The 23606-nt window shown below is 67.5% G+C and carries 19 protein-coding genes; 2 read left to right on the top strand and 17 right to left on the bottom strand.

Annotation, left to right across the window (positions count from 1 at the left end):
- Positions 1 to 2046, bottom strand: a 2046-nt coding sequence (locus tag BKH28_RS11250; protein ID WP_075418881.1) for a right-handed parallel beta-helix repeat-containing protein, incomplete at its 3' end; no start/stop codon positions are given.
- 186 nt (positions 2047 to 2232) lie between these two features.
- Here BKH28_RS11250 and BKH28_RS11255 point away from each other — a divergent pair.
- On the top strand, positions 2233 to 2499 hold the full coding sequence (locus BKH28_RS11255; RefSeq protein WP_075418882.1) for an RNA-binding S4 domain-containing protein: 267 nt from the start codon (positions 2233 to 2235) through the stop codon (positions 2497 to 2499).
- 26 nt (positions 2500 to 2525) lie between these two features.
- Here BKH28_RS11255 and BKH28_RS11260 read toward each other — a convergent pair whose 3' ends face one another.
- From BKH28_RS11260 to BKH28_RS11315, 12 genes are all read right to left on the bottom strand, one after another.
- Positions 2526 to 4529, bottom strand: a complete 2004-nt coding sequence (locus BKH28_RS11260) for a BCCT family transporter (protein WP_075418883.1) — start codon at positions 4527 to 4529, stop codon at positions 2526 to 2528.
- Positions 4530 to 4836: 307 nt separating this feature from the next.
- Positions 4837 to 8430, bottom strand: a complete 3594-nt coding sequence (dnaE, locus tag BKH28_RS11265; protein ID WP_075418884.1) for a DNA polymerase III subunit alpha — start codon at positions 8428 to 8430, stop codon at positions 4837 to 4839.
- 180 nt (positions 8431 to 8610) lie between these two features.
- Positions 8611 to 9579 (bottom strand): ketopantoate reductase family protein, encoded by a 969-nt coding sequence (locus BKH28_RS11270; protein WP_075418885.1) that lies wholly within the window; start codon positions 9577 to 9579, stop codon positions 8611 to 8613.
- A 66-nt stretch (positions 9580 to 9645) separates the two neighbouring features.
- Positions 9646 to 10248 carry a GNAT family N-acetyltransferase gene (locus BKH28_RS11275; RefSeq protein ID WP_075418886.1) on the bottom strand — a complete coding sequence of 201 codons (603 nt, stop codon included), beginning with the start codon at positions 10246 to 10248 and terminating at the stop codon, positions 9646 to 9648.
- A 57-nt stretch (positions 10249 to 10305) separates the two neighbouring features.
- Positions 10306 to 11226, bottom strand: coding sequence for an RluA family pseudouridine synthase (locus BKH28_RS11280; protein ID WP_075418887.1), 921 nt, complete (start codon positions 11224 to 11226; stop codon positions 10306 to 10308).
- Entirely contained in the window at positions 11223 to 12017 is a 795-nt protein-coding gene (gene lspA / locus BKH28_RS11285; RefSeq protein WP_075418888.1) for a signal peptidase II, read from the bottom strand. Before lspA ends, BKH28_RS11280 begins: the two co-directional genes overlap by 4 nt.
- A 228-nt stretch (positions 12018 to 12245) precedes the next feature.
- Positions 12246 to 12854, bottom strand: coding sequence for a DivIVA domain-containing protein (locus BKH28_RS11290; protein WP_075418889.1), 609 nt, complete (start codon positions 12852 to 12854; stop codon positions 12246 to 12248).
- 165 nt (positions 12855 to 13019) lie between these two features.
- Positions 13020 to 13316: a YggT family protein gene (locus BKH28_RS11295; RefSeq protein ID WP_075418890.1), complete on the bottom strand. Its 297-nt coding sequence runs from the start codon at positions 13314 to 13316 to the stop codon at positions 13020 to 13022.
- 12 nt (positions 13317 to 13328) lie between these two features.
- Positions 13329 to 13793 (bottom strand): cell division protein SepF, encoded by a 465-nt coding sequence (locus BKH28_RS11300; protein ID WP_075418891.1) that lies wholly within the window; start codon positions 13791 to 13793, stop codon positions 13329 to 13331.
- 152 nt (positions 13794 to 13945) lie between these two features.
- Positions 13946 to 14779, bottom strand: a complete 834-nt coding sequence (locus tag BKH28_RS11305) for a polyphenol oxidase family protein (RefSeq protein WP_075418892.1) — start codon at positions 14777 to 14779, stop codon at positions 13946 to 13948.
- Positions 14780 to 14809: 30 nt separating this feature from the next.
- A complete protein-coding gene (gene ftsZ, locus BKH28_RS11310) occupies positions 14810 to 16183 on the bottom strand; it encodes a cell division protein FtsZ (RefSeq protein ID WP_178388877.1) in 1374 nt (457 codons plus the stop codon).
- Between the two features lie 268 nt (positions 16184 to 16451).
- A complete protein-coding gene (locus BKH28_RS11315; protein ID WP_256695866.1) occupies positions 16452 to 17279 on the bottom strand; it encodes a cell division protein FtsQ/DivIB in 828 nt (275 codons plus the stop codon).
- 28 nt (positions 17280 to 17307) lie between these two features.
- On the opposite strand from BKH28_RS11315, the gene BKH28_RS13455 reads away from it, so the two are divergent.
- Positions 17308 to 17643, top strand: a complete 336-nt coding sequence (locus BKH28_RS13455; RefSeq protein WP_143224138.1) for a hypothetical protein — start codon at positions 17308 to 17310, stop codon at positions 17641 to 17643.
- A 40-nt stretch (positions 17644 to 17683) separates the two neighbouring features.
- Here the strand turns inward: BKH28_RS13455 and murC are convergent, their stop codons facing one another.
- The 4 genes from murC to murD are packed head-to-tail and all read right to left on the bottom strand — an operon-like array spanning position 17684 to position 23589.
- On the bottom strand, positions 17684 to 19258 hold the full coding sequence (gene murC, locus BKH28_RS11320; RefSeq protein ID WP_075418894.1) for a UDP-N-acetylmuramate--L-alanine ligase: 1575 nt from the start codon (positions 19256 to 19258) through the stop codon (positions 17684 to 17686).
- The gene (gene murG / locus BKH28_RS11325; protein WP_075418895.1) at positions 19255 to 20514 is read right to left on the bottom strand and encodes an undecaprenyldiphospho-muramoylpentapeptide beta-N-acetylglucosaminyltransferase; all 1260 of its coding nucleotides are present in this window, start codon (positions 20512 to 20514) and stop codon (positions 19255 to 19257) included. The genes murC and murG overlap by 4 nt, the downstream gene beginning before the upstream one ends.
- Entirely contained in the window at positions 20498 to 22033 is a 1536-nt protein-coding gene (locus tag BKH28_RS11330) for an FtsW/RodA/SpoVE family cell cycle protein (RefSeq protein ID WP_075418896.1), read from the bottom strand. The genes murG and BKH28_RS11330 overlap by 17 nt, the downstream gene beginning before the upstream one ends.
- A complete protein-coding gene (gene murD / locus BKH28_RS11335; protein ID WP_178388878.1) occupies positions 22030 to 23589 on the bottom strand; it encodes a UDP-N-acetylmuramoyl-L-alanine--D-glutamate ligase in 1560 nt (519 codons plus the stop codon). Before murD ends, BKH28_RS11330 begins: the two co-directional genes overlap by 4 nt.
- Positions 23590 to 23606: the final 17 nt, after the last annotated feature.

Genomic DNA, 23606 nt, shown 5'->3' on the forward strand with positions numbered 1-23606 from the left:
GTTGTCAGCCTTGCCACCGTTGTTGGCGTTATCAGCGGGGGCGTCCCCGGCACCGGGGACGGCGCCGCCGCCCCAGGCTACGTTGACCAGCGCACCGCGGTTCACGGCGACGTTGGCGTTGACGCCGAGGGTCTTGGCGACGTCCTCAGACAGGGCGTGGCCGTTGCCGGAAGCGGGGCTGCCCTCCTTGAGGTGGAAGTCCGAGGTCTTGTCCATCGGGTTGGCCGACTCCTTGACGAAGAACGGGTTGTTCTCCGGGGAGCCGTGCAGGTCCAGACCGTTGGACTCCTTACCGGCGGCCTTGACGTTCGAGCTGGCCGTGAAGTCGGAGAGCTTCTCGGCGTTGACCGACTGAGTCTTGCGGTCGGCGCCGTAGTTCCACAGGACCGTGGTGGACAGGGTCTGGGGGTTCTCGTGGCGGTAGTAGGCGTCGTAGTCGATGGTGGAAACCATCTCGTTGGCGTAGACCGCGCCGGAGCCGTCCTGGTTGGCCCCGCCGAGGACCTGGACCATGGCCGAGTAGCGCCACGGGTCCCCGGGCATGGGGGTGGTCTGCTCGGAGGAGAAGATGTTGTTCATCACCGTGGTGTTGGTGGTGTCCCAGCTCAGTCCGTGCTCGGCGCTCCACTTCTGCACCTGAGTGCACACACCCTGGGCGTTGCGGGCGTTGCAACCGTCGGAGCGGGTGTCCTCCTGGACCCACAGGCTGGTGAGAGCGTGGGAGACGGTGTTGTTCCACACGCGGGTGTCATTGGACCCGGAGATGTGGATGCCGACACCCGCCCCGGCCACGATGTTGGAGGCGATGAGGTTGTTGGAGGAGACCTCGTTGAAGATCGCCACCGGGACGTTGACGAAGTAGTTGCCAACGATCTCAGAGTCCATCACGCCCTCGTCGAACCAGACACCCGCAGCCCGGTTCTGGTCATAGGCCGTGGGGTCGGAGATGTCCACGCCGGTGGCCGAGTAGTCCACGGTGTTGTTGGCGAAGCGGATGTTCTTGGAGTGGGTGATCTTGGTGTCGGCCAGGGTGCAGTAGGCACCGCAGTCCTTCGTGATGAAGCCGGAGGTGTTGTTGTTCCTCCACAGGTTGTTCTCCACCTTGGCTCCGCTGGAGTCATTGATGCCGAAGGCGTTGGAGCCGTTGTTCTCGAACAGGTTTTTCGAGACGACCGCGTTGGTCGAGTCGATGACCTGCAGCGCTCCCGCGGTCGAGGAGTAGCGGAAGGTGGAGTTCTCGATACGAGGAGCACCGTGCGCAGCCACGATCATTCCTCCACCGGAGATGGTGCCGATCTCAGGGTCGTTGTAGTCCCAACGCTGCACCGCGGAGTACTTCTCCACCGTCAGCCCGGACAGGGCGATGTTGTCGGCGTTGAAGGACAGCGCGCGAGAGTGCTGAACCACCTCGACCTGGTGCTGGTTGGGGTCGACGCCGATGACGTAGGAGGTGCCCCGGTGCGGCTTGACCTTGTAGCCGGCCTGGTTGTTGTTCGGGTTGTTCAAGGTGACCGGATCGGGGTCATCGACGAAGAAGGTGGACGCGGTGACCTCATCACGGCTGAGCACCTGGGTCAGGGGCTTGCCGTCGACGAACACCTGCTCGGGGTGAGCGGCGATACCTTCCTTGGCAGGGTCGGCGTTGATGGTGCAGACCGTGCAGAAGCGGACCATGTCCTTACCTGTGGACCACTTTCCGTCACCCCCCGCACTCCAGTTGGTGGGGACCTCGGCGCCGGTGAGGACCGGCTTGGCCCCCTCGGCCGCCTTGATGGTCACGCCCTTGTCCACGGCAAGCTCACCCTCGCGGTAGGTGCCGTTGGCCAGCTCAATGGTGTCACCGTTGCCGACCTTCTTGAGGGCCGCCTTGATGGTCTGGAAGGGCTTCGCAGCGGATCCGTCTCCCGCGTCCGAGCCTCCTTCGGCTGAGACATGGATGGTGCTGCCGTCCGCAGCAGCGGCTTCTGGCGCGTGCGTGACGGCCAGAACAGGCGCCGACAGCGATAGAGCGAGTATCGCCATCTGGGCGACGATTCGACGCTTCATGGTGTCTCCGTCTCCGTAGTGTGATCAGAACGCCGTTACCCTACCGTGATAAATTTTGTTTAGCATCCGTTATATCCGCTTACTTCCGAGAGAGGCTTCTCTCACCGACGTCACAGTCACGGACCTGTCTCAGGTGCCACCTGGCCCGACGTGCGCTCCACACCCCCTTTCTGGAAGGATCAACCTATGACGCACGCAACACCCCCGAACACATCGCGGTATCCGAATGTCTCAGTGTCTGGAAGCATCAAGCTCGGCCAGTTCCTCAAGCTGGCCGGCCTGGTGGAGGACGGCGCCGAGGCACGTATCGCCATCCAGTCCGGGGACGTCATGGTCAATGGCGCCACAGAGATGCGTCGTGGGTACCATCTTTCCGGCGGCGATGTGGTCGTCGTCGACCACCCCGCCGGCCAGGTCGGCGCCATTGTCGAACAGATGGGGCCCGAGGACTGACCCCGGACCCCATCTACGGCGACGGCTTACCTGCTCTGCTCCCCGTCGAAGTCGGCAGTACCACCATCAGCACTGGCGTCGACGTCGGAAGCCGGTTCCCGCCCGACGTCGCCACAACCGCCCTGCTTGTCCTCGCTGGCAGCAGTGGAGGACAAGGTGGTATGCAGCTCGATGGTCTCGACCTCATGAGGCTCGTCGGCGGCCGTGACCGCAGTGGTCACCGAGTCGACCAGGACCTGGTTGGCCAGCGAGTGCCGCAGCAGCATGGGGTCATTGTTGAGGTCCCTGTAGAGCGAGACGCATAGCAGCAGCATGACGAAGACGAAGGGCAGAGCCGAGACGATCGTGATGTCCCGCAGACCAGTGAGCACCTCCGCAGGATCGTCTCCTCCGGCGAGCAACATGGCCGAGGCCACACCACCGGTGGCCACGCCCCAGAAGACGACCGTGAAACGGCTCGGCTCGATCGCACCCTTCTCCGAGAGCCCTCCCATGACGATGGAGGCCGAGTCCGCACCGGTGACGAAGAAGATCGCCACCAGGACGACCGCTAGCACCATGAGCACGATGAGGACCGCCCTGTGCACCGGCATGGCGTTGAGCAGGTCGAACAGGATGGTGTCGAAGTTCACGTCAGGTGTGCCGTCAGCCTTGAGATGGACGAGGGCGTCTGCCGCCCTCCCGGCGCGCTCGGCCCGCTCCTGGAGGCCAATGGCACCGCCGCCAAAGATGGCGAACCAGATGAGAGAGACGACCGAGGGGACGAACATGACCCCGGTAACGAATTGCCGGATGGTGCGGCCGCGCGAGATGCGGGCGATGAACATGCCCACGAAGGGCGTCCAGGAGATCCACCAGGCCCAGTAGAAGATCGTCCAGGAGGACAGCCACTCGGACATGTCCTTATTCCCGACTGCCGTGGTGCGTGAGGCCATGGCGGGCAGCTCATCGATGAAGTCGCCGATTGCCGAGGGGATGATGTTGAGGATGAACAGCGTGGGCCCTCCGACGAAGACGATGATTGCCAGAAGCACCGCCAGTACCATGTTGATGTTCGACAGCCACTGGATGCCCTTCTCGATACCGGAGATGGCCGAGGCGACGAAGCAGGCGGTCAGGACCGCGATAATGGCGACGAGCATCCCCGAGCTCACCTTGTCGACGAGATTGGTCGACACCATGCCTCCCCCGATCTGCAGGGCCCCCAGCCCCAGGGAGCATGCGGATCCGAACAGGGTGGCGACGATCGCCAAAATATTGATGATGCGCCCACCGACCCCGTCAATGGCCTGCCGCCCGAACAGGGAGGTGAACATCGCGGAGAAGAGCTGAGAGCGTCCCAGGCGGTAGGTCCCATAGGCCATTCCGAGCCCCACCAAGGCGTACATCGCCCACGGGTAGATGGTCCAGTGGAACAGCGCGGTGCCCATCGCCGTGCTGGCGGCCTTGGCCGTCTGAGGATCGACGGTGTCCGGCGGGGGCGACATGTAGAAGTAGAGCGGCTCACCGACTCCGTAAAAAATCAGGCCGATCCCCATTCCGGTGGCGAACATCATGGAGACCCAGGAGCCGGTGGAGTACTCGGGCTCCTCGGCGTCCCCACCCAGTGGAATCTTGCCGAACCGGGAGGCCGCGACGAAGACGATGAACACGACGAACAGGGTTGATGACAGGACGAACAGCCAGCCGAAGTTGCTGATCGTTCCCCCCAGGGCCCACTTGGAGACTCGCCCCAGCCCGTGCGGATCGACGAAACCCCACACCACGAACGCGATGGTCGCGGTCGCGGCGACGCCGAAGACCACCTTGTCCATTCCCTCACCGATGTCATGAGGCTGGCGGGAGACCGATCTCCTCAGGCGCTCGAGCAGATGGCGCTGCCGCCGTTTCACGGTTGCCGGGGAGGTCTGGAAGGCCGGCGTGGCGGCCGCCGCGGCCTGGATGTTCTCCCCTGCCTGTTCTGTCTGCGGGCCGGCGTCCCGCTCCTCTTGCTGTGTCATCGTTGGAGGGTTCAGATCCTCGTCACTCATCAAATAACCTCATAGACAATACAGTCACCGACTGCTTGTGGACATCACGAGAGTATCAAGATGAAGACGGGACGACACCTGAGAGCGAGCCGCCACGGAGTTTGCACGATTTCTGGAATGCCGCTTCAGAACCCGGATCCTCGTTCCTGGACACGGGTCCGCACCAGGAACGAGCCGCTACGCGTCGCATATTGATCAGGATACGGCGAGATCACGAGCAGACATTCCGCAACGATGCCCGAGCAGGCCGGTGTCGCTTCGGCGGCTTCACCTGGGCAGGCGATGACCGCTCGTCCGGAGAGGACCGCTAGTGGCGCAGGCAACCCGGCCCGAGCAGGGCCTTGATGTCGGAGTAGAAGGCAGGAGAGGCCTCCACCCGCAGCGAGGCGTCCAGCTGGGTGCGCACCTCACGCCCTGGGCTGGTGAGCGTCAGGCGCACCGTCGATCCGCCGGGGTGCTTGGTGAGCACGTCCTTGAACTGCTCCACCAGCGGCCCGGTGCACCGGTTGGTGGGCAGGGTGATGAGGACCGCCTCGTGGGCGGCGCTGGAGATGTCCGGGATCGTCATCTCCTGGGCGTACAGGGCGACCTGCCCGTCACGCCGGTTGAGACGTCCGCGCACCGTCACCACCGTGTCCGGGGCCAGCATGGTGGAGACGGTCTGGTAGGTCTGGGGGAAGAAGAGCACCTCAACGCTTCCGGCCAGGTCCTCGACCTGGGCGATGGCCCACAGGTTGCCCTGCTTGGTGGTCTTACGGGTCAGCGAGGTGATGAGTCCGGCGATGGTGACCATGGCGCCGTCGGGCAGCTCATCGTTCTCGTGGAGCTCGGAGATCTCCTTGTCCGCGAGCTTGCCGAGCAGTCCCTCCAGCCCCATGAGGGGGTGGTCGGAGACGTAGAGTCCCAGCATGTCGCGCTCGTAGGCGAGCTTGTCCTTCTTGTCCCACTCGGGCAGGTTGGGAACGTCGGAGGAGAAGACCGGGCCGTTGCCGAAGGGCGAGTCGTCGGCGTCGTCGGGACCGCCCATGAGGGAGGCGAACAGGTCGAACTGGCCGGCGGCCTCGTTGCGCTTGACACCGATGACCTCGTCGACGAAGTCCTCGTGACAGGCCTGCAGGGAACGCCGGGTGTGTCCCAGGGAGTCGAAGGCTCCGGCCTTGATGAGTGAGTCGATGGTGCGCTTGTTGCACACGACTGCGGGAACCTTGTCGAGGAAGTCCTCGAAGGAGGTGAACTCGCCCTTCTCCTCCCTGGCGGCGACGATCGCGTCGACGACGTTGATGCCGACGTTGCGCACCGCGGACAGCCCGAAGCGCACGTCCTCGTCGACCGCGGAGAACTGGGCCCGTGAGGCGTTGACGTCCGGGGGCAGCACGGTGATGCCCATGTGGCGGCACTCCCCCAGGTAGACGGCCAGCTTGTCCTTGTTGTCCTTCTGGCTGGTGAGCAGGGCGGCCATGTACTCGGTGGGATAGTGCGCCTTGAGGTAGGCCGTCCAGTAGGACACGACGCCGTAGGCGGCCGAGTGGGCCTTGTTGAAGGCGTACTTGGCGAAGGGGACGACGACGTCCCACAGGGTCTTGACGCTCTCCTTGGAGAAACCGGCCTGGACCATGCCGGCCTCGAACTCGACGAACATCTTGGCCAGGATGTCCATCTTCTTCTTACCCATCGCCTTGCGCAGCGCGTCGGCCTTGCCCATGGAGAATCCCGCCAGGTCGGTGGCGATCTTCATGACCTGCTCCTGGTACACGATGAGACCGTGGGTGGTCCCCAGGATCGGGTCGAGGGCATCCTTGAGCTCGGGGTGGATCGGGACGACCTCCTGCAGGCCGTTCTTGCGCAGTGCGTAGTTGGTGTGAGACTCCGCCCCCATGGGGCCGGGCCGGTAGAGAGCACCGACGGCGGAGATGTCCTCGAAGTTGTCGGGCTTCATCAGGCGCAGCAGTGTGCGCATCCCCCCGCCGTCGAGCTGGAAGACGCCCAGGGTCTCACCGCGTGAGAGCAGCTCGTAGGTGGCGCGGTCATCGAGCTCGACGTGGTCGATGTCCAGGGCGGGTTTGCCGTTGGCGACGATGTTCTCCAGGGCGTCGGAGATGACCGTGAGGTTGCGCAGTCCCAGGAAGTCCATCTTGAGCAGGCCCAGGTGCTCGCAGGTGGGGTAGTCGAACTGGGTGATGACGGCGCCGTCCTGCAGACGCTGCATCATGGGGATGATGTCGGTCAGGGTGGCCGAGGACATGATGACGGCGCAGGCGTGGACGCCCCACTGACGGGTCATGCCCTCCAGCCCCTTGGCCAGCTCGACGATCTTCTGGGCGTCGGGGTCCTCGGCGTGGAGCCTGCGGAACTCCTCGGCCTCGCCGTAGCGCTCGTCGTCGGGGTTGAAGATGCCCTTGATGGAGATGTCCTTGCCCTGGACCGAGGGGGGCATGGCCTTGGTGAGCCTGTCGCCGACCGCGTAGGGGTAGCCCATGACGCGGCTGGAGTCCTTCAAGGACTGCTTGGCCTTGATGACACCGTAGGTAACCACCTGGCTGATGCGGTCGGCGCCGTACTTCTCGCGCACGTACTCGATGACCTCGTCGCGCCGGCGCTCGTCGAAGTCGACATCGATATCAGGCATGGAGATGCGCTCAGGATTGAGGAATCGCTCGAAGATGAGTCCGTGGCGCAGCGGGTTGAGCTCGGTGATGCCCATGGCGTAGGCGACCATGGACCCGGCTCCCGACCCGCGTCCCGGTCCGACCCGGATGCCGTGGGCCTTGGCCCAGTTGATGTAGTCGGCCACGACGAGGAAGTAGCCGGGGAATCCCATCTGGGTGATGACGCTGATCTCGTACTCGGCCTGCTTGCGGCAGTCCGCGGGGATGTCACCGTTGAACCTGCGGTCCATGCCGCGCCAGCACTCCTTGATGAACCAGGACTCGTCGGTCTCCCCCTCGGGGACGGGGAAGGCCGGCATGTATGAGGCCCCCTCGTCCACGGTGCGGAAGTGCACCTCGCACTGCTCGGCCACGAGCAGGGTGTTGTCGCAGGCCTGAGGCATCTCGGAGAAGAGGCGGCGCATCTCGGAGCCGGGGCGCAGATAGTAGGTGTCGCCGTCGAACTTGAAGCGGTCGGGATCGGAGAGCACGGAGCCGGAGTTGATGCACAGCATCGCGTCCTGGATGGTGCGGTCCTCGGGGCGCACATAGTGGGAGTCGTTGGTGGCCAGAAGCGGGGCTCCGAGCTCCTTGGCCATACGCAGCAGATCCTTGGTGACACGCTGCTCGATCTCCAGGCCGTGGTCCATGAGCTCGACGTAGAAGAACTCCTTGCCGAAGATGTCCTGAAGCTCCCCGGCAGTGCGCAGGGCCTCATCCCACTGGCCCAGCCGCAGACGGGTCTGGACTTCCGACGAGGGGCAGCCCGTAGAGCCGATGAGACCGTCCGCGTAGCGCGAGAGCAGCTCGCGGTCGATACGCGGTGCCTTGCCCCACTGGCCCTCCAGGGAGGCGAAGGAGTCCATGCGCATGAGGTTGTGCAGGCCCTCGTTGTTGCGAGAGAGCAGCGTCATGTGCGTGTAGGAGCCGCGGGCCGAGACGTCGTCGCTCCTCTGGGACTCGTCGCCCCAGAAGACACGGGTCTTGTCGAAGCGGGAGGTGCCCGGCGTCATGTAGGCCTCCACCCCGATGATGGGCTTGATGCCGGCGGCCTTGGCTGCCGCGTAGAACTCGTAGGCTCCGAACATGTAGCCGTGGTCGGTGATCGCCAGAGCGGGCTGTCCCAGCCGCTTGGCCTCGGCCACGTAGTCCTTGATCTTCCCGGCGCCGTCCAGCATGGAGTAGTCGGTGTGGACGTGGAGGTGGACGAAGTCGTCCTTGGGGGCTGCATCTTCCTGAGTGCTCATCTCCGCCATGCCCCCATCCTAGGCCCGCCCGGTGTCGTGTCTCCTGGAGGGGCAGAGCGCGCCGTCCGGTGGGAAGGCGGAGTTTCCCGGCCATGACGGGCCACTGCCGGTGTGGCGGGTAAGCCGGGTGAGAAATCCGCCGCCGGCGGGCGGCCTGCTCCCCTCCTGGTCCGAAGAGGCGTTCCGGAGTCAGCCGCGCGCCCGGGCGGCAGCCTCTCGCGGAGCCAGGACGCAGTGCGCAAGGTCGAGTACGGGGGTGGGCACGCCCGCCTCGTCGCCGGCGCGGCACACGGCACCGAGCTGGGCGTCGAACTCGCTGGGCAGACCTGAGGCGATGTCCCGCTGCATCGATGTGGTGGCGCCGGCCGGCTGGGCGTCGGCCATGCGCAGGGCCGCAGCGACCGGGTCGGGGGCGTCGTCGGTGGCCAGGTCGTGTCCCAGTGCCGCGGCGACGGCGACGACCTCGTGCACGGCCTGGGTGAAGGTGTCTCTCAGATCACTGCGCAGGACGCCGATAGGAGCGTTCGTGGCGGCACCGAGTGCTCCCTGAACGACGACGAAGGACACCTTGCGCCACAGCTCCGCCCAGATGGAGTCGGGGACCCAGGCGCGGATGCCTGCCGCCTGCAGGGCCTCGACGGCGGCGCTGCTGCGAGCAGTGGCACCGCCGTCCCACTCCCCCAGGGCCAGGGAGCCGGTGTTGCCGACAGTACCCACGGTGCCGGGCGAGATGATGGCGGAGTACACGCGGGCGACTCCGGGCAGGACGTGCTCCTTCCCGACGGCGTCGGCGAGCAGCTCGGGCGCGCTGATCCCGTTCTGGGTGGAGACGACGCCAGTGGTGGAGCCGGTCAGGCGCCTGAGAGCAGGAGCCAGCTGCGGCAGCGCATCGACCTTCGTGGTCACGAAGACCAGGTCCGGGTCACCGCCCAGAGTGCCGGTGAGAGCCACCGGGTCATCACTGGCCAGTGGTGTCTCGATGCGGGCGGTCACGGTACCGGGCTCTCCTCCGGAGCAGTCGCGCAGCATCAGCCCGCCCGAGCGCAGGGCCGCCAGGGTGCGGCCGTGAACGAGGAACCCGACCTGCTGGCCACTGGCAGACAGGTGGGCGCCGAGCCATCCTCCGATGCCACCGGCACCGATGATGACGATACGCATACGTGTCTCCTCTCGGTCCTGGTGTCTTTCGCATGTGCACGCGTGCGCGGGTGTCAGCAGCCGGCCCTAGACGGTGCCGCCGTCACTGCCCGTGGCGATAACGGTGCTAACGATGCGGGCCATGTCCTGGTGCCAGATGCCGGCGTCGAGGTAGCGGTGGCCGCTGAGGACCCGGTACCCGCAACGCTCGTAGAATCCCATCGCTCGCTCCTGGGCGGAGAGGACCACCTCCACGCTGGAGCGACCGGAGTGGCTCAGCGCGGTCTGCTCGAGGGCCGCGACGACGCGGGCCCCGAGCCCCGTACCGCGAGCGATGCTACGGACGGCCAGGCGTCCCAGATGGACCCGCCCGGGGTGCTCGGGCTCCAGCAGAATGCGCCCGGCACCCAGGGGCGTGCCATCGGCTCCGCTGGCAAGCAGGTGGATCGTGGTGGGCTCGTCGTCGCGGGCATCCATCTCCTGGACGAGGGGGACCGACTGCTCCCCCACGAAGACCTCCAGGCGAACGTCGGCCAGGGCCTTCCGCAACCGCTCGGCCGCAACCCCGGTCTGGTCACCGCGTGCGGTGGCGAAGACAACGGGCTCCTGGACCGACATGGCGGGACGGATCTCGAGGACGGGGGCTCCTGAGACCGCCTCGCCAGCGCTCGACCTCGCCGTCGGGCCCATGGCCGGGCGATGGACGTGATCAGTCACTGTGCTCACTCACCTCCACGGCGATCCCGTTCACGGCAGGCGCAGGACATCGAGGGCGTGGACGAGGTCGTCGGAGTAGTCGGAGGTGAAGACCATGTGCTCACCGGTGATGGGGTGGGCGATGCCGAGTTCACGGGCGTGGAGCCATTGGCGGATGAGACCGGTGCGCGCTGTCATGGCCGGATCGGCGCCGTAGGTGGCGTCTCCGACGCAGGGGTGGCCGACGGCGGCCATGTGGACGCGGATCTGGTGAGTGCGTCCGGTCTCGAGGTGGATCTCGGCAAGGCAGGCCCCGGGCATCGCCTCGATGACGTCGTAGTGGGTGATGGACTCGCGCCCGCCCTCGATGATGGCCATCTTCCACTCCCGGCTGGGGTGGCGGCCGACGGGTGCGTCGATCGTGCCGCTGGAGGGATCGAGATGGCCCTGAACCAGGGCGTGGTAGACCTTGTCCACCGTGTGCTCCCGGAAGGCGCGTTTGAGCACCGAGTAGGCCCGCTCCCCCTTGGCCACGATCATGACGCCCGAGGTGCCCACGTCCAGGCGCGAGACAATGCCCTGGCGCTCGGCGGCGCCTGAGGTGGCCACTCGGACGTGCATGGCTTTGAGAGCGCCGAGGACGTCGGGGCCGTCCCAGCCCATGGAGGGGTGTGCGGCCACACCTGCCGGCTTGTCGACGACGACGATGTCCTCGTCCTCATAGAGCAGCTCCATGCCCTCCACGGGAGTGGCGACCGGTTCGACGGGTCGAGGCTCGGGCAGGTCGACCTCAAGAAGCTCGCCCGCACGCAGACGGGCGGACTTGCCCAGGCTCTCACCGTTCCTGCGCACGTCACCGGCTTCGCACAGGTCCTCGACCCGGCTGCGGGACAGACCCGTCATCCGGGCCAGCGCGGCATCGACCCGCTCGCCGTCGAAGCCGTCGGGCACGGGCAGCAGACGCATGCTCATTGCGGCTCCGCTGAGGTCGACTGCGCTGACACCCCGGAGGACCCCGATGAGTTCGAGGGGGTCTCACCATTGTCCTTCCGGCGGGATCGGGCTCCTCGGCGGGTTGAGGAAGCCATCGCGCCGCGCCCTCCGGTCTCCCGGTCGTCTTGGGATCCGGCGCGCGTGCCGTCGATCTCCCAGCCTCCCAGGGACAGGACGATGATGCCCGCGGCGGCCAGCACGATCGCGATGTCTGCCACGTTGCCCACGAAGTAGCCGCCGTAGTCGATGAAGTCGATGACGTGACCACGCAGGAAACCGGGCTCCCGCAGGAGACGATCGATGAGGTTGCCGACCGCCCCGCCGAGCACCAGGCCGAGAGCCACCGCCCAGGAGCGGGACGCCAGGTTCCGGGAGACACGGATGATGATGACCACGACCAAGGAGGCGATAAGCGCGAAGATCCACGTCTGCCCCGTGGCGAAGGAGAAGGCGGCACCCGGGTTGCGCACCAGAACCAGCCCCAGCACGCGACCGAGCAGCGCTGTGTGCTGGCCGTCGGCCAAGGCCGAGAGCGCCCATTGCTTGGTGGCCTGATCCACGACGATGATGACAACCGCCACCAGCCACAGCACGATCACCGGGAGGCGTTGGGACCATCTCCTGCCCGTCTCCCCATCCTCCTGCGACTTCATGGATCTCTCCATGGCGCTGAAGGGATTATCTGTGGGCAGTGAGACAACGTTGTCAGTGTTACCGGTGCTGCCGGAGGCTTCCTCCACGGAGGAGGCAGGATCGACGTGGTCAGGCATAGGGCTTTCTCGCATTGTGCTCAGAGGAGAACGGGTGACGAATGGGCTGCGTACCCAGCGAAGGGCGGCGACCCGCGCGGGTCGCCGCCCTTCGTGGGAGGCCGTGTCACTGACGACTGGAGGAGCTGGACCATCCTGAGCGGATGGGGACCACTGTGATGGGGCTCCGTTGGCCAGTCCCTGAGGTGTTCACGGGGGTGAGCCGGGAGGCGATCACGGCCTGAAGGATCACAGACCGGAGATGGTGCTCTCGCCGCCGTCCTCGACGTTGGCCAGCAGGTTCTGCAGGTAGCTCTTGAGACGGGTGCGGTAGTCGGACTCGAAGCGCCGCAGCTCGTCGATCTTCTGCTCGAGGGCGGAACGCTCCTTCTCCAGCTGGGCGAGGGTGCGGTTGCGCTGGTCCTCTGCCTCACGCACGATCTGCTCACCTGTGGAGCGGGCCTCGGTGACGATGCGCTCACCCTCAGCCTTACCGTTGGCGACGTGCTCATCGTGGAGGCGCTGGGCCAGCTCGAGCATGCCGGATGCGGCGGCCGGGCCCTGACCGCCGGACTCGCCGGCAGAGACGGCCGGCATGGACATGGCAGGCTCTGCCTGAACCGGAGATACGGGGGAAGCGGGGGCAGAGGGGATGGCGGCCCCCTCGCCGAGCTGAGCCACTCGGCGGTTGGCGGCCTCGAGCTTGGCCTTGAGGTCGGCGTTCTCAGCCTCCAGCTGACGCATAGCCTCGACTACCTCGTCGAGGAACTCGTCGACCTCGTCCTGCTCGTAGCCCTCACGGAACTTGGTCGCCTGGAACTTCTTGTTGAGGACGTCGTCTGCTGTCAGCAGCGTCATGGGTCGTCACCTCGGTGTCGTTACGGATAAGGTCACGAGCACCGGGCATCCGGTCACTCATGCGGACAGAGTACCTGAACTCGAGGTTCAGGCCACATCAAGCGCGCTATCTCACGCTGACGTGAGAACAGCACTCTAGCGGTTCGCTGACAACTTCACACCTGTTCAGATGAGAAGTCGGAGGAACCACTGAAGCACCCAGATCCCGAAGACCAGGACCAGGAAGCTCAGGTCGATACCGACCCCTCCCAGGCGCGCCATGGGAACCCTCTGACGGATCACTCGCAGAGGCGGATCCGTCAGAGCGTAGACAAGATTGGCCAGCACCAGGACGACCCCCTGGGGCCGCCACTGGCGGGCGAAGACCTGAATCCAGTCGAGTACGACCCTGACCAGGAGGATGAGGAAGTACAGGCTCAAAATGCTCGACAGGATCCCTGCCACTACGGAGACGAGGTTCACGTCCCGGTCAGCTCAGCTCTGATTGAAGAAGCGGCCGCGAGCCTCGGCGACCTCACCGCCGTCGATCTCCACGCTGGCCGGAGTCAGCAGGAACACACGCGGGGTGACACGTTCGATAGCGCCGTGCAGGCCGAAGACCAGACCGGCGGAGAAGTCCACCATGCGACGCGCGTCAGACTCGCTCATGCCGGTCAGGTTGATGATGACGGGGACTCCGTCACGGAAGGACTCGCCAATGATCCTGGCCTCGTTGTAGGTCGAGGGGTGAACCGTGACGATACGGCGAAGGTCCGGGGCAGCAGCAACGGGCTCGGGAGCAGCCGGGGCGGAGAAGTCCTCGTACCCGTCGTCAACGAAGTCCTGCTCGTGCTCCTGCACGGCGTAGCCCGCGTCGACAGCCTCATAGCTGTCCTCGTAGGTCTCCTCCTCCGGCTCCGAGTAGCCGAGGAAACTGGTCATACTGCGCAGCGCGCCCATCTATCGCTCCTTGGTTCGTCCGGTCCCCTGCGTTCCGGATGTGCTGCGACGGTATCCGCCCCTGCGACACCGCACGGGGACCTCAACTCGGCGTGTCCCCCACCTCAGGTTTCAGGTAGGTCACGCCCAGGAGTCACTCAGCAGACTGGGCTTTACCTTGGAATTGCAACACCTGCCAGGCGGCCGGTCACTCCGTCCCGTCGGTAGGAGTAAAAGCGGGAGTCCTCGTACGTGCACCACTGGCCAGCACTGATGTGCCCAACGCCGGCACGCTCCAGCTGAGCGAGGACACCTGCCGCCACGTCGAGGCCCGGCGTGCCCCACGATGTGCGCGAGGCGCATGCAGGTTCGCGCTGCGCGGACAGCGCCAGCATGTCATCCGGGACCTCGTAGCAGGAGCCGCAGATCGAGGGGCCCACTGCGGCCCACAGGTCAGCCGGCTCCGCTCCCGCACGCTGAAGGAAATCAATCGTGGCGGGAACGACGCCGTCGAGCATGCCTCGCCGCCCGGCGTGCACGGCCGCCGTCAGAGCACCATCCCGGGATGCCAGCAGGACGGGGACGCAGTCGGCCACGAGGACGCAGCACCCTGCAGACGCGTCGGCCGTCCGGGCATCCAGGACGAGTGCATCCGCCGTGGGAACCTCATCGACCTGGGCGGAGGACACAACGGCGGAGTGAACCTGGTTCATCCAGGCCAGGTGACGCCCCTGCTCAAGTCCAAGCAGCTCCTCAAGTCGACGACGGTGACAATGAACACGTTGCGGGTCATCTCCGACATGGAGCGCCAGGTTCCACCCGTCGTAGGCGGCCCCGTCCTCACGTCCACCGCTACCGTCTTCGGCTCCCCGAGCCTGAGTGCCGACGTCGTTCGGAGCGGAAACGGGACGAGCCCGCAGACCGCGGGTAGTGAAGTACCCACGGACCCGCGGGCCCAGATCCACTTCGATCAGGTCCGAAACCTCAACGGCGCTGGCGTCACACACGGCTGCAGTGTTCCCGGACAGCGGCACCGTTCAGCGCAGGAAATCGGGCAGATCAATGCCGTCGTCGTCGGCGTCTACCCCGATCACCTGAGGAACCTCAAGATCGGAGACCGACTGCTGCTGCGCCGATACCGAGCCGTAAGAGCCGTAGGACTCATCCACATAGGCCGGCATGCTTCCCGACGAAAGCGCCTCGGCCGCACCGACCTCCGACAGATGCGCCGCGGCCGCCGGCGACGACGATGGCGGAGGAGCCAGCGGGACCGGACGAGTTACCGGGTTCTGGGCGGCATGGGCACCGCCGCGAGGAGCGGGAGCCGGGGGCAGGTCATCAACCGGGGAGGAGGGCACCGGCGGGACGGCGGCCGCCCGCGACAGTCGAGTCATCGGATCGGCCAGACCGCCGACAATCGGCTCGGAGTCGAAGCCGGCGGCGATGACCGTCACCCGTACCTCGTCGCCCAGGGCGCCATCGACAACGTTTCCGACGATGATGTTGGCCTCGGGGTGGACGGCCTCGCGCACCAGGTTGGCGGCCTCGTTCATCTCGAACAGGCCCAGGTCGGAGCCGCCCTGGAAGAAGAGCAGCACACCGTGGGCGCCGTCGATCGAGGTCTCGAGCAGCGGCGAGGCGATGGCCTCCTCAGTGGCCGTGATCGCACGTCCCTCACCAGTGGCCGAGCCGATACCCATGAGCGCGCTGCCGGCGCCCTGCATCACGGACTTGACGTCATTGAAGTCGACGTTGATGAGGCCGGGGGTGGTGATGAGTTCGGTGATGCCCTGAACACCCTGAAGAAGAACCTGGTCGGCCTGCTTGAAGGCGTCCACGACGGAGATGTTCTTGTCGGCGATCTGCAGGAGGCGGTCATTGGGGATGACGATGAGGGTATCGACTTCCTCGCGCAGCGCCTGGACGCCGTCCTCGGCCTGGGCCGAGCGGCGGCGCCCCTCGAAGGAGAAGGGACGGGTGACCACACCGATGGTCAGAGCGCCGATGCTCTTGGCCAGGCGGGCGACGACGGGGGCCGCACCGGTGCCGGTGCCACCTCCCTCACCCGCGGTGACGAAGACCATGTCCGACCCGTCGAGGGCCTCACGGATCTCGGCCTCGTGGTCCTCGGCGGCCTTGCGGCCGATCGCCGGGTCGGCCCCCGCTCCCAGGCCTCGGGTCAGGTCCCGCCCGACGTCGAGCTTGACGTCAGCGTCGGACATGAGCAGCGCCTGGGCGTCGGTGTTCACGGCGATGAACTCCACGCCACGCAGATCGGCCTCGATCATGCGGTTGACGGCATTGACACCGCCACCGCCAACACCGACGACCTTGATCTCTGCCTGGTAGTGCTGTGAGTCGTCCACAGCCATGCTCTCGACCACTGGCGTCCCCTCCGCGAGTTTCGTCATGAGTCCTCTGACGAGGACTCCCCTCAAACCTCAACCTCAAGTTAAGGTCAATACTTATGTCATTCTCTGAACGACGGGCTTAACGCTATGAGACTTCCAGGACGTCGTATCGCATTGAAGCCCGGCGTGTTCGTGTGCAGTTGCCTGCGGATTCCCTGCTATATCGCTGCGATTTACCTGCAATAAACCTGAAGGAGCGAGTAGTGCATGCTGCTTTCCGCTCCACAGTCCCGTGAAGCGTCGTTCAGCGGTGGCGCGGAGGATCCGTTCAGGATGCCTGAGATGGTGCCGCGGCGGTCGTGGCCGCCCCGTCGGCGGACCGGGTGGTGGGGCGATGAGGCGATGAGACGTCGTAGACGGACGCAGTGGTCGTCATGAGAGTCGCCAGGACGCGCGCCTTGAGCCCGTTGTCCTGGCTGTTCCCCCAGACCACGCTCGCCCCGCTGGACAAGGTGAGTGTGACCTGTCCCGCCTCAGTGGCGCTTCCGCTGCTCACCTGCGCCAGAGTCTCAGGTGTGAGGGAGCCCACCACCTGGGTGACGGCGGCGACCTGCTTGGCTGAGATCCTCTGTGGCCCCGATGTCTGCGCAGCTGAGTCGGGCACGATGGTCACCAGCCCCGACGGCGCCTCGGAGACCCGTTCGAGGACCACGGCCTCGTTGTCGAGGACCTGGTAGCCGTCCGAGTCCTGCACGGTGGCCACCGGCACACGCATCGTCAGGTGCACCCGCAGCCCATGGGGCCAGGCCCTGGTCACCTGCGCCCGACGCACCCGGACCAGCTTGTCACTGACCTGGGTGGAGAGCCGGCCGGTGTCGAGCCGCAGCAACGAGTCGCCCTCGTACGAGGCCAGAACGTCACGGACCTGCTTATCGGAGACACTGCCGTCCGACCCCGCCACGGAGATCCTTCGGACCTGTAGGCCCAGGAGGGGTGAAAAGGCCAGGGCCCAGACCGTCAGAACGATGGCGAGCACAACAACGGCGGTCTTCACCGCCCTTGTCAGGCGCAACCGGCGCAAGGCGGTTTGACGCTCCTTGAGACGATCGGCGAGCCCGGTGGAGACAACCCGGTCGTCTCCTCTGGAAAGAGCCACCTGCCGGCGGCCGAACACTGTCAGCTCGGTGCTTGCTGCTCCATCGGGGCTGGAGGACGTCTCCTCAGGGCTGGTCCGGTTGGAACCTTCGCCGCTGCGGTGCGACGCGGGAGACGCGCCGGATGCGCCTCTCGACGTCGTCGGACGTCGAGGCCGCGAAGGCGCCGACGCGCCGCTGTTCGCGTCCCTGGATGTCCTGGAGGCGGCAGCGGTCCGGGGCCGCCTGACGGGAGCCGACGGACCGGCCTGCTCGGTCCCCCGATCCGTCGGGGTGCTCGTCGCTGACGGCCCCTGTGCCGAACGGGCGGGGCGCGGACGTCGGGGGCCGGAACGGCGCGGCGGGATGCTGGCCGGAGCGTCCTGAGCGAGGTTGGAGCGCTCGGGACGGGGGGCTGAGGGCTTCCTCATGCCCGCTCGCCTCGGTCTTCAGGTGAGGAGGCTGCACCGCCCTCACGCGCCGCCAGGTCGGTCAGTACCGTGGCGGCGAGTTCTGTGACGTCTCCGGCCCCGACTGTCAGCAGCAGGTCACCGGGGCGCGCCAGGTCGGCCACCGTGTGCGCGGCGTCGAGGCGCTCGGCGACGAATCTGGCTCTGCCACCGGGGACCTCCTGGGCGACCGTGTTTCCTGTGACACCGGGGAAGTCCGACTGCGTCTCTCGAGCGGGGTAGACATCCGTGATGACGACGGCGTCAGCCAGGGCAAGTGCCTGTCCGAAGCGGTCGGCGAAGGCCCTGGTACGGGAGAACAGGTGCGGCTGGAACAGAACCAGGACCCGGCCTCCGCGCTCCTGGGCCACGCCCCGCGCCGTACGCAGCAGTGCCTCGATCTCCGTGGGGTGGTGGGCGTAGTCGTCGATGACGCGCACGCCGTCGACCTCGCCCCTGTCCTCGAAACGCCGGCCCGTACCTCCGAACGCTCCCAGTGCCCGGGCCATTCGGACGGGTTCGACGCCGAGCTCGATGCCCGCGGCCCAGGCGCCGGCGGCGTCGAGGGCCACATGGTCGCCGGGCACGGCAAGCACAAGCTCAACCGGGCTGTGGACCGCCTCCTCGCCGGTGCCGCCGGCGGGCGCACGGTCGGTCGCCGCGGTGAGGGTCAGCAGCGCATGAGTGGTTGAGGCTCCGCGATCCTGGATATCCAGGTGGACGTGTCCCTCCCCCACGAGCGCTCCGCCGGGGAGGGTGTCGGGGCCTCCGAAGGAGTAGGTGACCACGCGCAGGCCCTCGGCGGCTGCGGACTGCGCCAGACGCAGTGCGCCGGCGTCGGCGGCGCAGGCAACCAGGAGCCCCCCGGGCACCAGACGGTGAGCAAAGTCGACGAATGCCTCCTCGAAGGCCTCCGCGGTGCCGTAGCTGTCGAGGTGGTCGGGCTCGACGTTGGTGACGATCTCCACGCGGGGCGAGTAGTTGAGGAAGGAGCGGTCGGACTCATCGGCCTCCGCGACCAGGGCGGGACCGCTCCCCAGGTGGGCTCCGGTCCCCAGGGCCCGCACGACCCCGCCGATGGCGAAGGAGGGGTCGGCGCCGGCATCCGTGAGGGCCTCGGCGAGCATGCCTGAGGTCGTCGTCTTGCCGTGCGCACCCGCCACGGCGACGAAGTCCAGCCCCTGAGCGGCCAGGGCCAGCGCCTGAGACCGGTGGATGACCTCCTGGTCCCGCCGGCGGGCCTCAGCGAGCTCCGGGTTGGTCTCCTTGATCGCGGTCGACACCACGACTGTGCTCCGCTCGGGAACGTGTGCGGCGTCATGCCCCAGGTGGGTCGTGATGCCCAGGTCGGTCAGGTGGTCGAAGGCGGGACCGCCACGGGCGTCGGAGCCGGAGACCCGGGCCCCACGGGCGGCGAGAAGCTGAGCGACCACGCTCATCCCCGCTCCCCCGATACCAATGAGGTGAAAGGCCCTGTCTGCCAGCGTGCATTGGTCGCCGCCGGCCGGCCGGCCGGCGGTGCGGGAGCTGTCCTGGGATGTCGTGGCGGTCATGCCGCATTCTCCTCATCAGTGGGAGTGCCGTGGATGGAGGCGCACTGCTGGATGAGGGCGGCCAAGCGTGCCGCCGCATCCTGGACGCCGGTGGAGGCAGCGGCCCGGGCCATGGCGGCCTGCCGCTCAGGGTCGGAGATGAGCATCGCGAAGTCAAGGATGTCGGAGGGCGTGAGATCGGCGTCGAGCACCATGCGTCCGCCTCCTGAGGCCAGGACGTCAGCCGCGTTGAGACGTTGCTCCCCGTTGCCGATCGGCAAGGGGACGTAGAGCGCTGGAAGTCCCAGAGCCGTGATCTCTGCGACGGTACCGGCGCCGGACCGGCACAGGACTCCGTCGGCGCAGGCGTAGGCCTGTTCCATCGTGGTCAGGTAGTCGAGCACGTGGTACCGCCCAGTGAGGTCCTCCGCAGCACCTGAGGCCACTGCCGCCTCGAGAGCGGCGCGCACCGGGGCGTCCTTGTCCTTACCGGTCAGGTGCAGCACCTGCAGTCCGGTGGGCAGGGAGCCCAGCGACTCACTCAGAACCTCGTTGAGATGCTGGGCCCCCAGGGAGCCGCCCGTCACCAACAGCGTGGGCAGGTCGGGGTCGAGTCCCAGTGCCTGCGCACCCTCGACGCGAGCCCGGCGCGTCCCCTCGCTCGTGGCCCTCTGCGCCACCAGGGTGGCGATGGCCGGGCGCAGCGGCAGTCCTGTGACCTCGGTGCGTCCCTTGGATGCCTTGAGGCGGGTGGAGGCGAAGGTCAGGGCGACCGCCTGAGCCCAGGACGCCCCCAGTCGGTTGGCCAGCCCCGGGCGGGCGTTCTGCTCATGGATGACGACCGGTACGCCGGCCTTCCTGGCGGCCAGGTAGGCCGGGGTCGACACGTAGCCGCCGAAACCGACGACGACGTCGGCCCTGACCGTCTCAATGGCCTCGGTGGCCGCGCTGATCGCCTTCCCCAGCCGGTGCGGCAGACGCAGCAGGTCACCGCTCGGGCGCCGAGGCAGAGGGACCCTGGGAACGAGCGCCAGCTCGAAGCCGGCCTCGGGCACCAGCCGATTCTCCAGTCCTTCGGCGGTCCCCAGGACGAGGATCTGCGTACGAGGATCGCCGCCCAGGGCCGGGTCCTGCAGGGCCGCGGCCGTGGCCAGCAACGGGTTGACATGGCCGGCAGTGCCCCCACCGGCCAGCAGTACCCGCAACGGCCGGGGCCGCTCCGCGCCGCTGGGACCCACCTGCTGGGGCGAGTTTGCGCTCTCACTTGTCTCGGGCACGGTTCCTCCTTGGGACAATCACTGCCAGGGAACGACGCAGCGCCCCGGGACTCGTGGACAGGGCCTCCTGCGCGCCGGGTTCGTGGCGCGCGAAGGCGAGAAGCACCCCGATGGCCAGGAGGACCGACACCAGCGCGGTCCCTCCACGGCTGACGAGGGGAAGCGGGACTCCCAGCACCGGCAGCGCGCCGGTGACGACCCCCATGTTGATGATCGCCTGCCCCACGATCCACGCACCGATGGCCGAGGTCGTGGCCACGACGTACGTGGAGGTGTGACGTCTCATGAGCCGCAGGCAGCAAGCACCGATGGCGGCGAACAGGGCGATGACGACGAGCGTACCCACCAGTCCGAACTCCTCACCGAGCACGGCGAAGATGTAGTCGGAGTCGGCCTGGGTGAGGTAGCCCCACTTCTGGCGCGAGGATCCCGGTCCCACCCCGAGCCAGCCTCCGGTCCCCAGCGCCCACATCCCGTGCTTGGGTTGGTATCCCACGCCCGTGGGGTCCGCGCCCTCGGGATGGATCCAGGCGGTGATCCGGGCGCGCCGGTTGGCGCTGAGCATGGAGGCGGCCGCGAACATGACGACGCCACCGGCACCCAGGAGGGCGAACCAGCGCTTCCTCATTCCCCCCACCCACAGGGCTCCGGCGACGATGCTCACCAGAATGATGACGGTTCCCAGATCCTGTCCGCCGAAGACAGTCAGGATCGCAACGGCGACGCCGCACCAGCCCGCCGCCCACACCCGGTCGCGAGGGCGCTTGTCCGTGTACCAGGTCACCAGGGTGCCCAGGACCAGGGCGAGGGCCACCTTGATGAACTCCGAGGGCTGGGCCGTGCCGACCCCCGGGACCTGGATCCAGTTGCGGTTGCCGTAGACGTTGACACCGATGGGCGTGAACACCAGGCACTGCATGGCGATCGTCAGCACCAGGAGGACCCAGGCCATCCGCGGGAACCAGGACAGCGGTATGCGGGAGACCCCCACCATGCCCAGGGTCCCCACCGCCGCGAAGATGAGGTACTTGGCGAAGTCGGTGAAGGCGTTGCCACCGTTGGCGGCAACAGTCACCGACTGCACGGAGAAGACCATGATGAGTCCGAAGGTCTCCAGCACCAGGGTGGAGACGAGCAGGCAGTAGTAGGTCAGAGTCACCTGCTCGGAGCTCCGAGCGGAGTCGGGCCCGCCGGCTGAGGGACGCCGACGACGCTTCTGAGAGGCACCATCGACCTGGGAGCCCCCATCACCGTCCCAGGGCCGCGAGAGCCGCTCGCCCCAGTGCGCCAGGCGCCTGCGCCAGGCGTCACGCAGGCGATCACGCGACCCCGTGGGCAGTGAGCCGGATGGCTTCCTCGGCTGCTTGGACGGCGTGGCCGTCCCCCTCCGGGGCGCGGTCCGCTCCTGCTTGCGACCGGCGCCGGCCTCTTGTGGCGAACGTGCGGACGCCCGCGAGGAGCCTGACGAGGAGGGGGTCGACGAGCGGGGAGCGGTTGCCGAGGTGGACCCGGTCTTCACAGCTGCTCCTGGTCGCCGGAGGCGTCCGTGTCCCGGCCGCCATCGCTCCGGGTGTAGGCCTGGGCTTCGGCGGCGAACAGGTCACCGCGCTGGGCGTAGGACGTGAACTGGTCCCAGGAGGCGCAGGCAGGGGCCAGTATGACGGTGTCACCACTGCGGGCCATGGCACCGGCGGCCTCCACGGCCGCGGCGCTCACCTGCTCGGCGGTGCCGTCACTGACGCGGGTGACGGGCAGGCCGGGGGCCTCCCGCTCCAGAGCCGCCAGGATGTCGTCCTGGTCCTTACCGATGACCACGGCGCCGCGCAGGTGGGGGCGCACCGTGCGGACCAGATCGAAGAACTGGGCGCCCTTGGTGTCACCGCCGCAGATCCAGACGCCGGTCCCCTGCGGCAGAGAGGTCAGCGCGGCCTCGGCGGAGTGCGGGTTGGTGGCCTTGGAGTCGTCGACCCAGGCAATGCCGTCCGCCTCGGCGACGGTGACGATCCGGTGGGCTCCGGGACTGTAGGCGCGCAGTCCGGCCACGACCGCCTCCGGGTCGACTCCGGCCGCACGGGCCAGTGCGGCGGCCGCCAGGGCGTCGGCCAGCAGGTGCGCGGGAAGGTTCTGGGCGCGCCGCCCTGGCGCCAGGTGCGCGAGGTCGGCGGTGGTGGCCAGCTCGATGCCACTGGAGCGTCGCTGGGCGTGGAAGGCGCGGTCGACCAGCAGGTCCTCGACCATGCCGACCTGTCCCAGCGCCGGAGCGGCCAGGGTGAAGCCGACAGCGCGACAGCCCTCGACGACGTCGGCCTGACGGACCATGTCCTCGGTGGTGGCGTCGGCGAGGTTGTAGACGGCGGCCAGCCGGGTGCGGGAGTAGACGCGGGCCTTGTCCTGGGCGTACGCCTCCAGACCCCCGTGCCAGTCGAGGTGGTCGGCGGCCAGGTTGAGGCAGGCCGAGGCCAGGGGCGCCAGGGTCCTGGTGGTGTGGAGCTGGAAGCTGGACAGCTCCACGGCCAGGGCGTCGGCGCTGCCGGCGAGGACCGCCTCAATGACGGGGGTACCGATGTTGCCGACGGCCGGGGCCGTGAGCCCCTGGGCCGCCAGGATCGCCGAGAGCATGCTGACCGTGGTGGTCTTGCCGTCCGTACCGGTCAGAGTCAGCCAGGGGACGTCCGGACGCGATGAGTCCTGCTGGATCCTCCAGGCCAGCTCGACCTCGCTCCAGGTCTCGATACCCGCCGCCTCAGCGCTTCGCAGGACCGGCCCGGTGGCCGGGACTCCGGGCGAGACGACGAGGAGCCGCGCCGGTGAGTCCGCCAGGGCGGCAGCGGTCGCCTCAGCGTCGGCGATCGTGGTGGAGGCCACGGGGGTCTCCAGCGTCTCGATGGAGGACTCACGGCTGTCGAAGACGTGGATGCGGGCCCCCAGTGTGGCCAGGGCATCGACGACGGCGCGCCCGGTGCGCCCGAGTCCGACGACGACCACGTGGGCGCCGTCGAGCTGGTCGCTCAGGGACCCGCCGGGGCCGGTGACGGCGCTGGGCGGATCACCGGGGACTTCAGTCAGACTGGTCACGGTGCGGGCTCACGCTC

The organism is Actinomyces oris (genome assembly GCF_001937665.1).
In the GTDB taxonomy this organism is placed as follows: domain Bacteria; phylum Actinomycetota; class Actinomycetes; order Actinomycetales; family Actinomycetaceae; genus Actinomyces; species Actinomyces stomatis.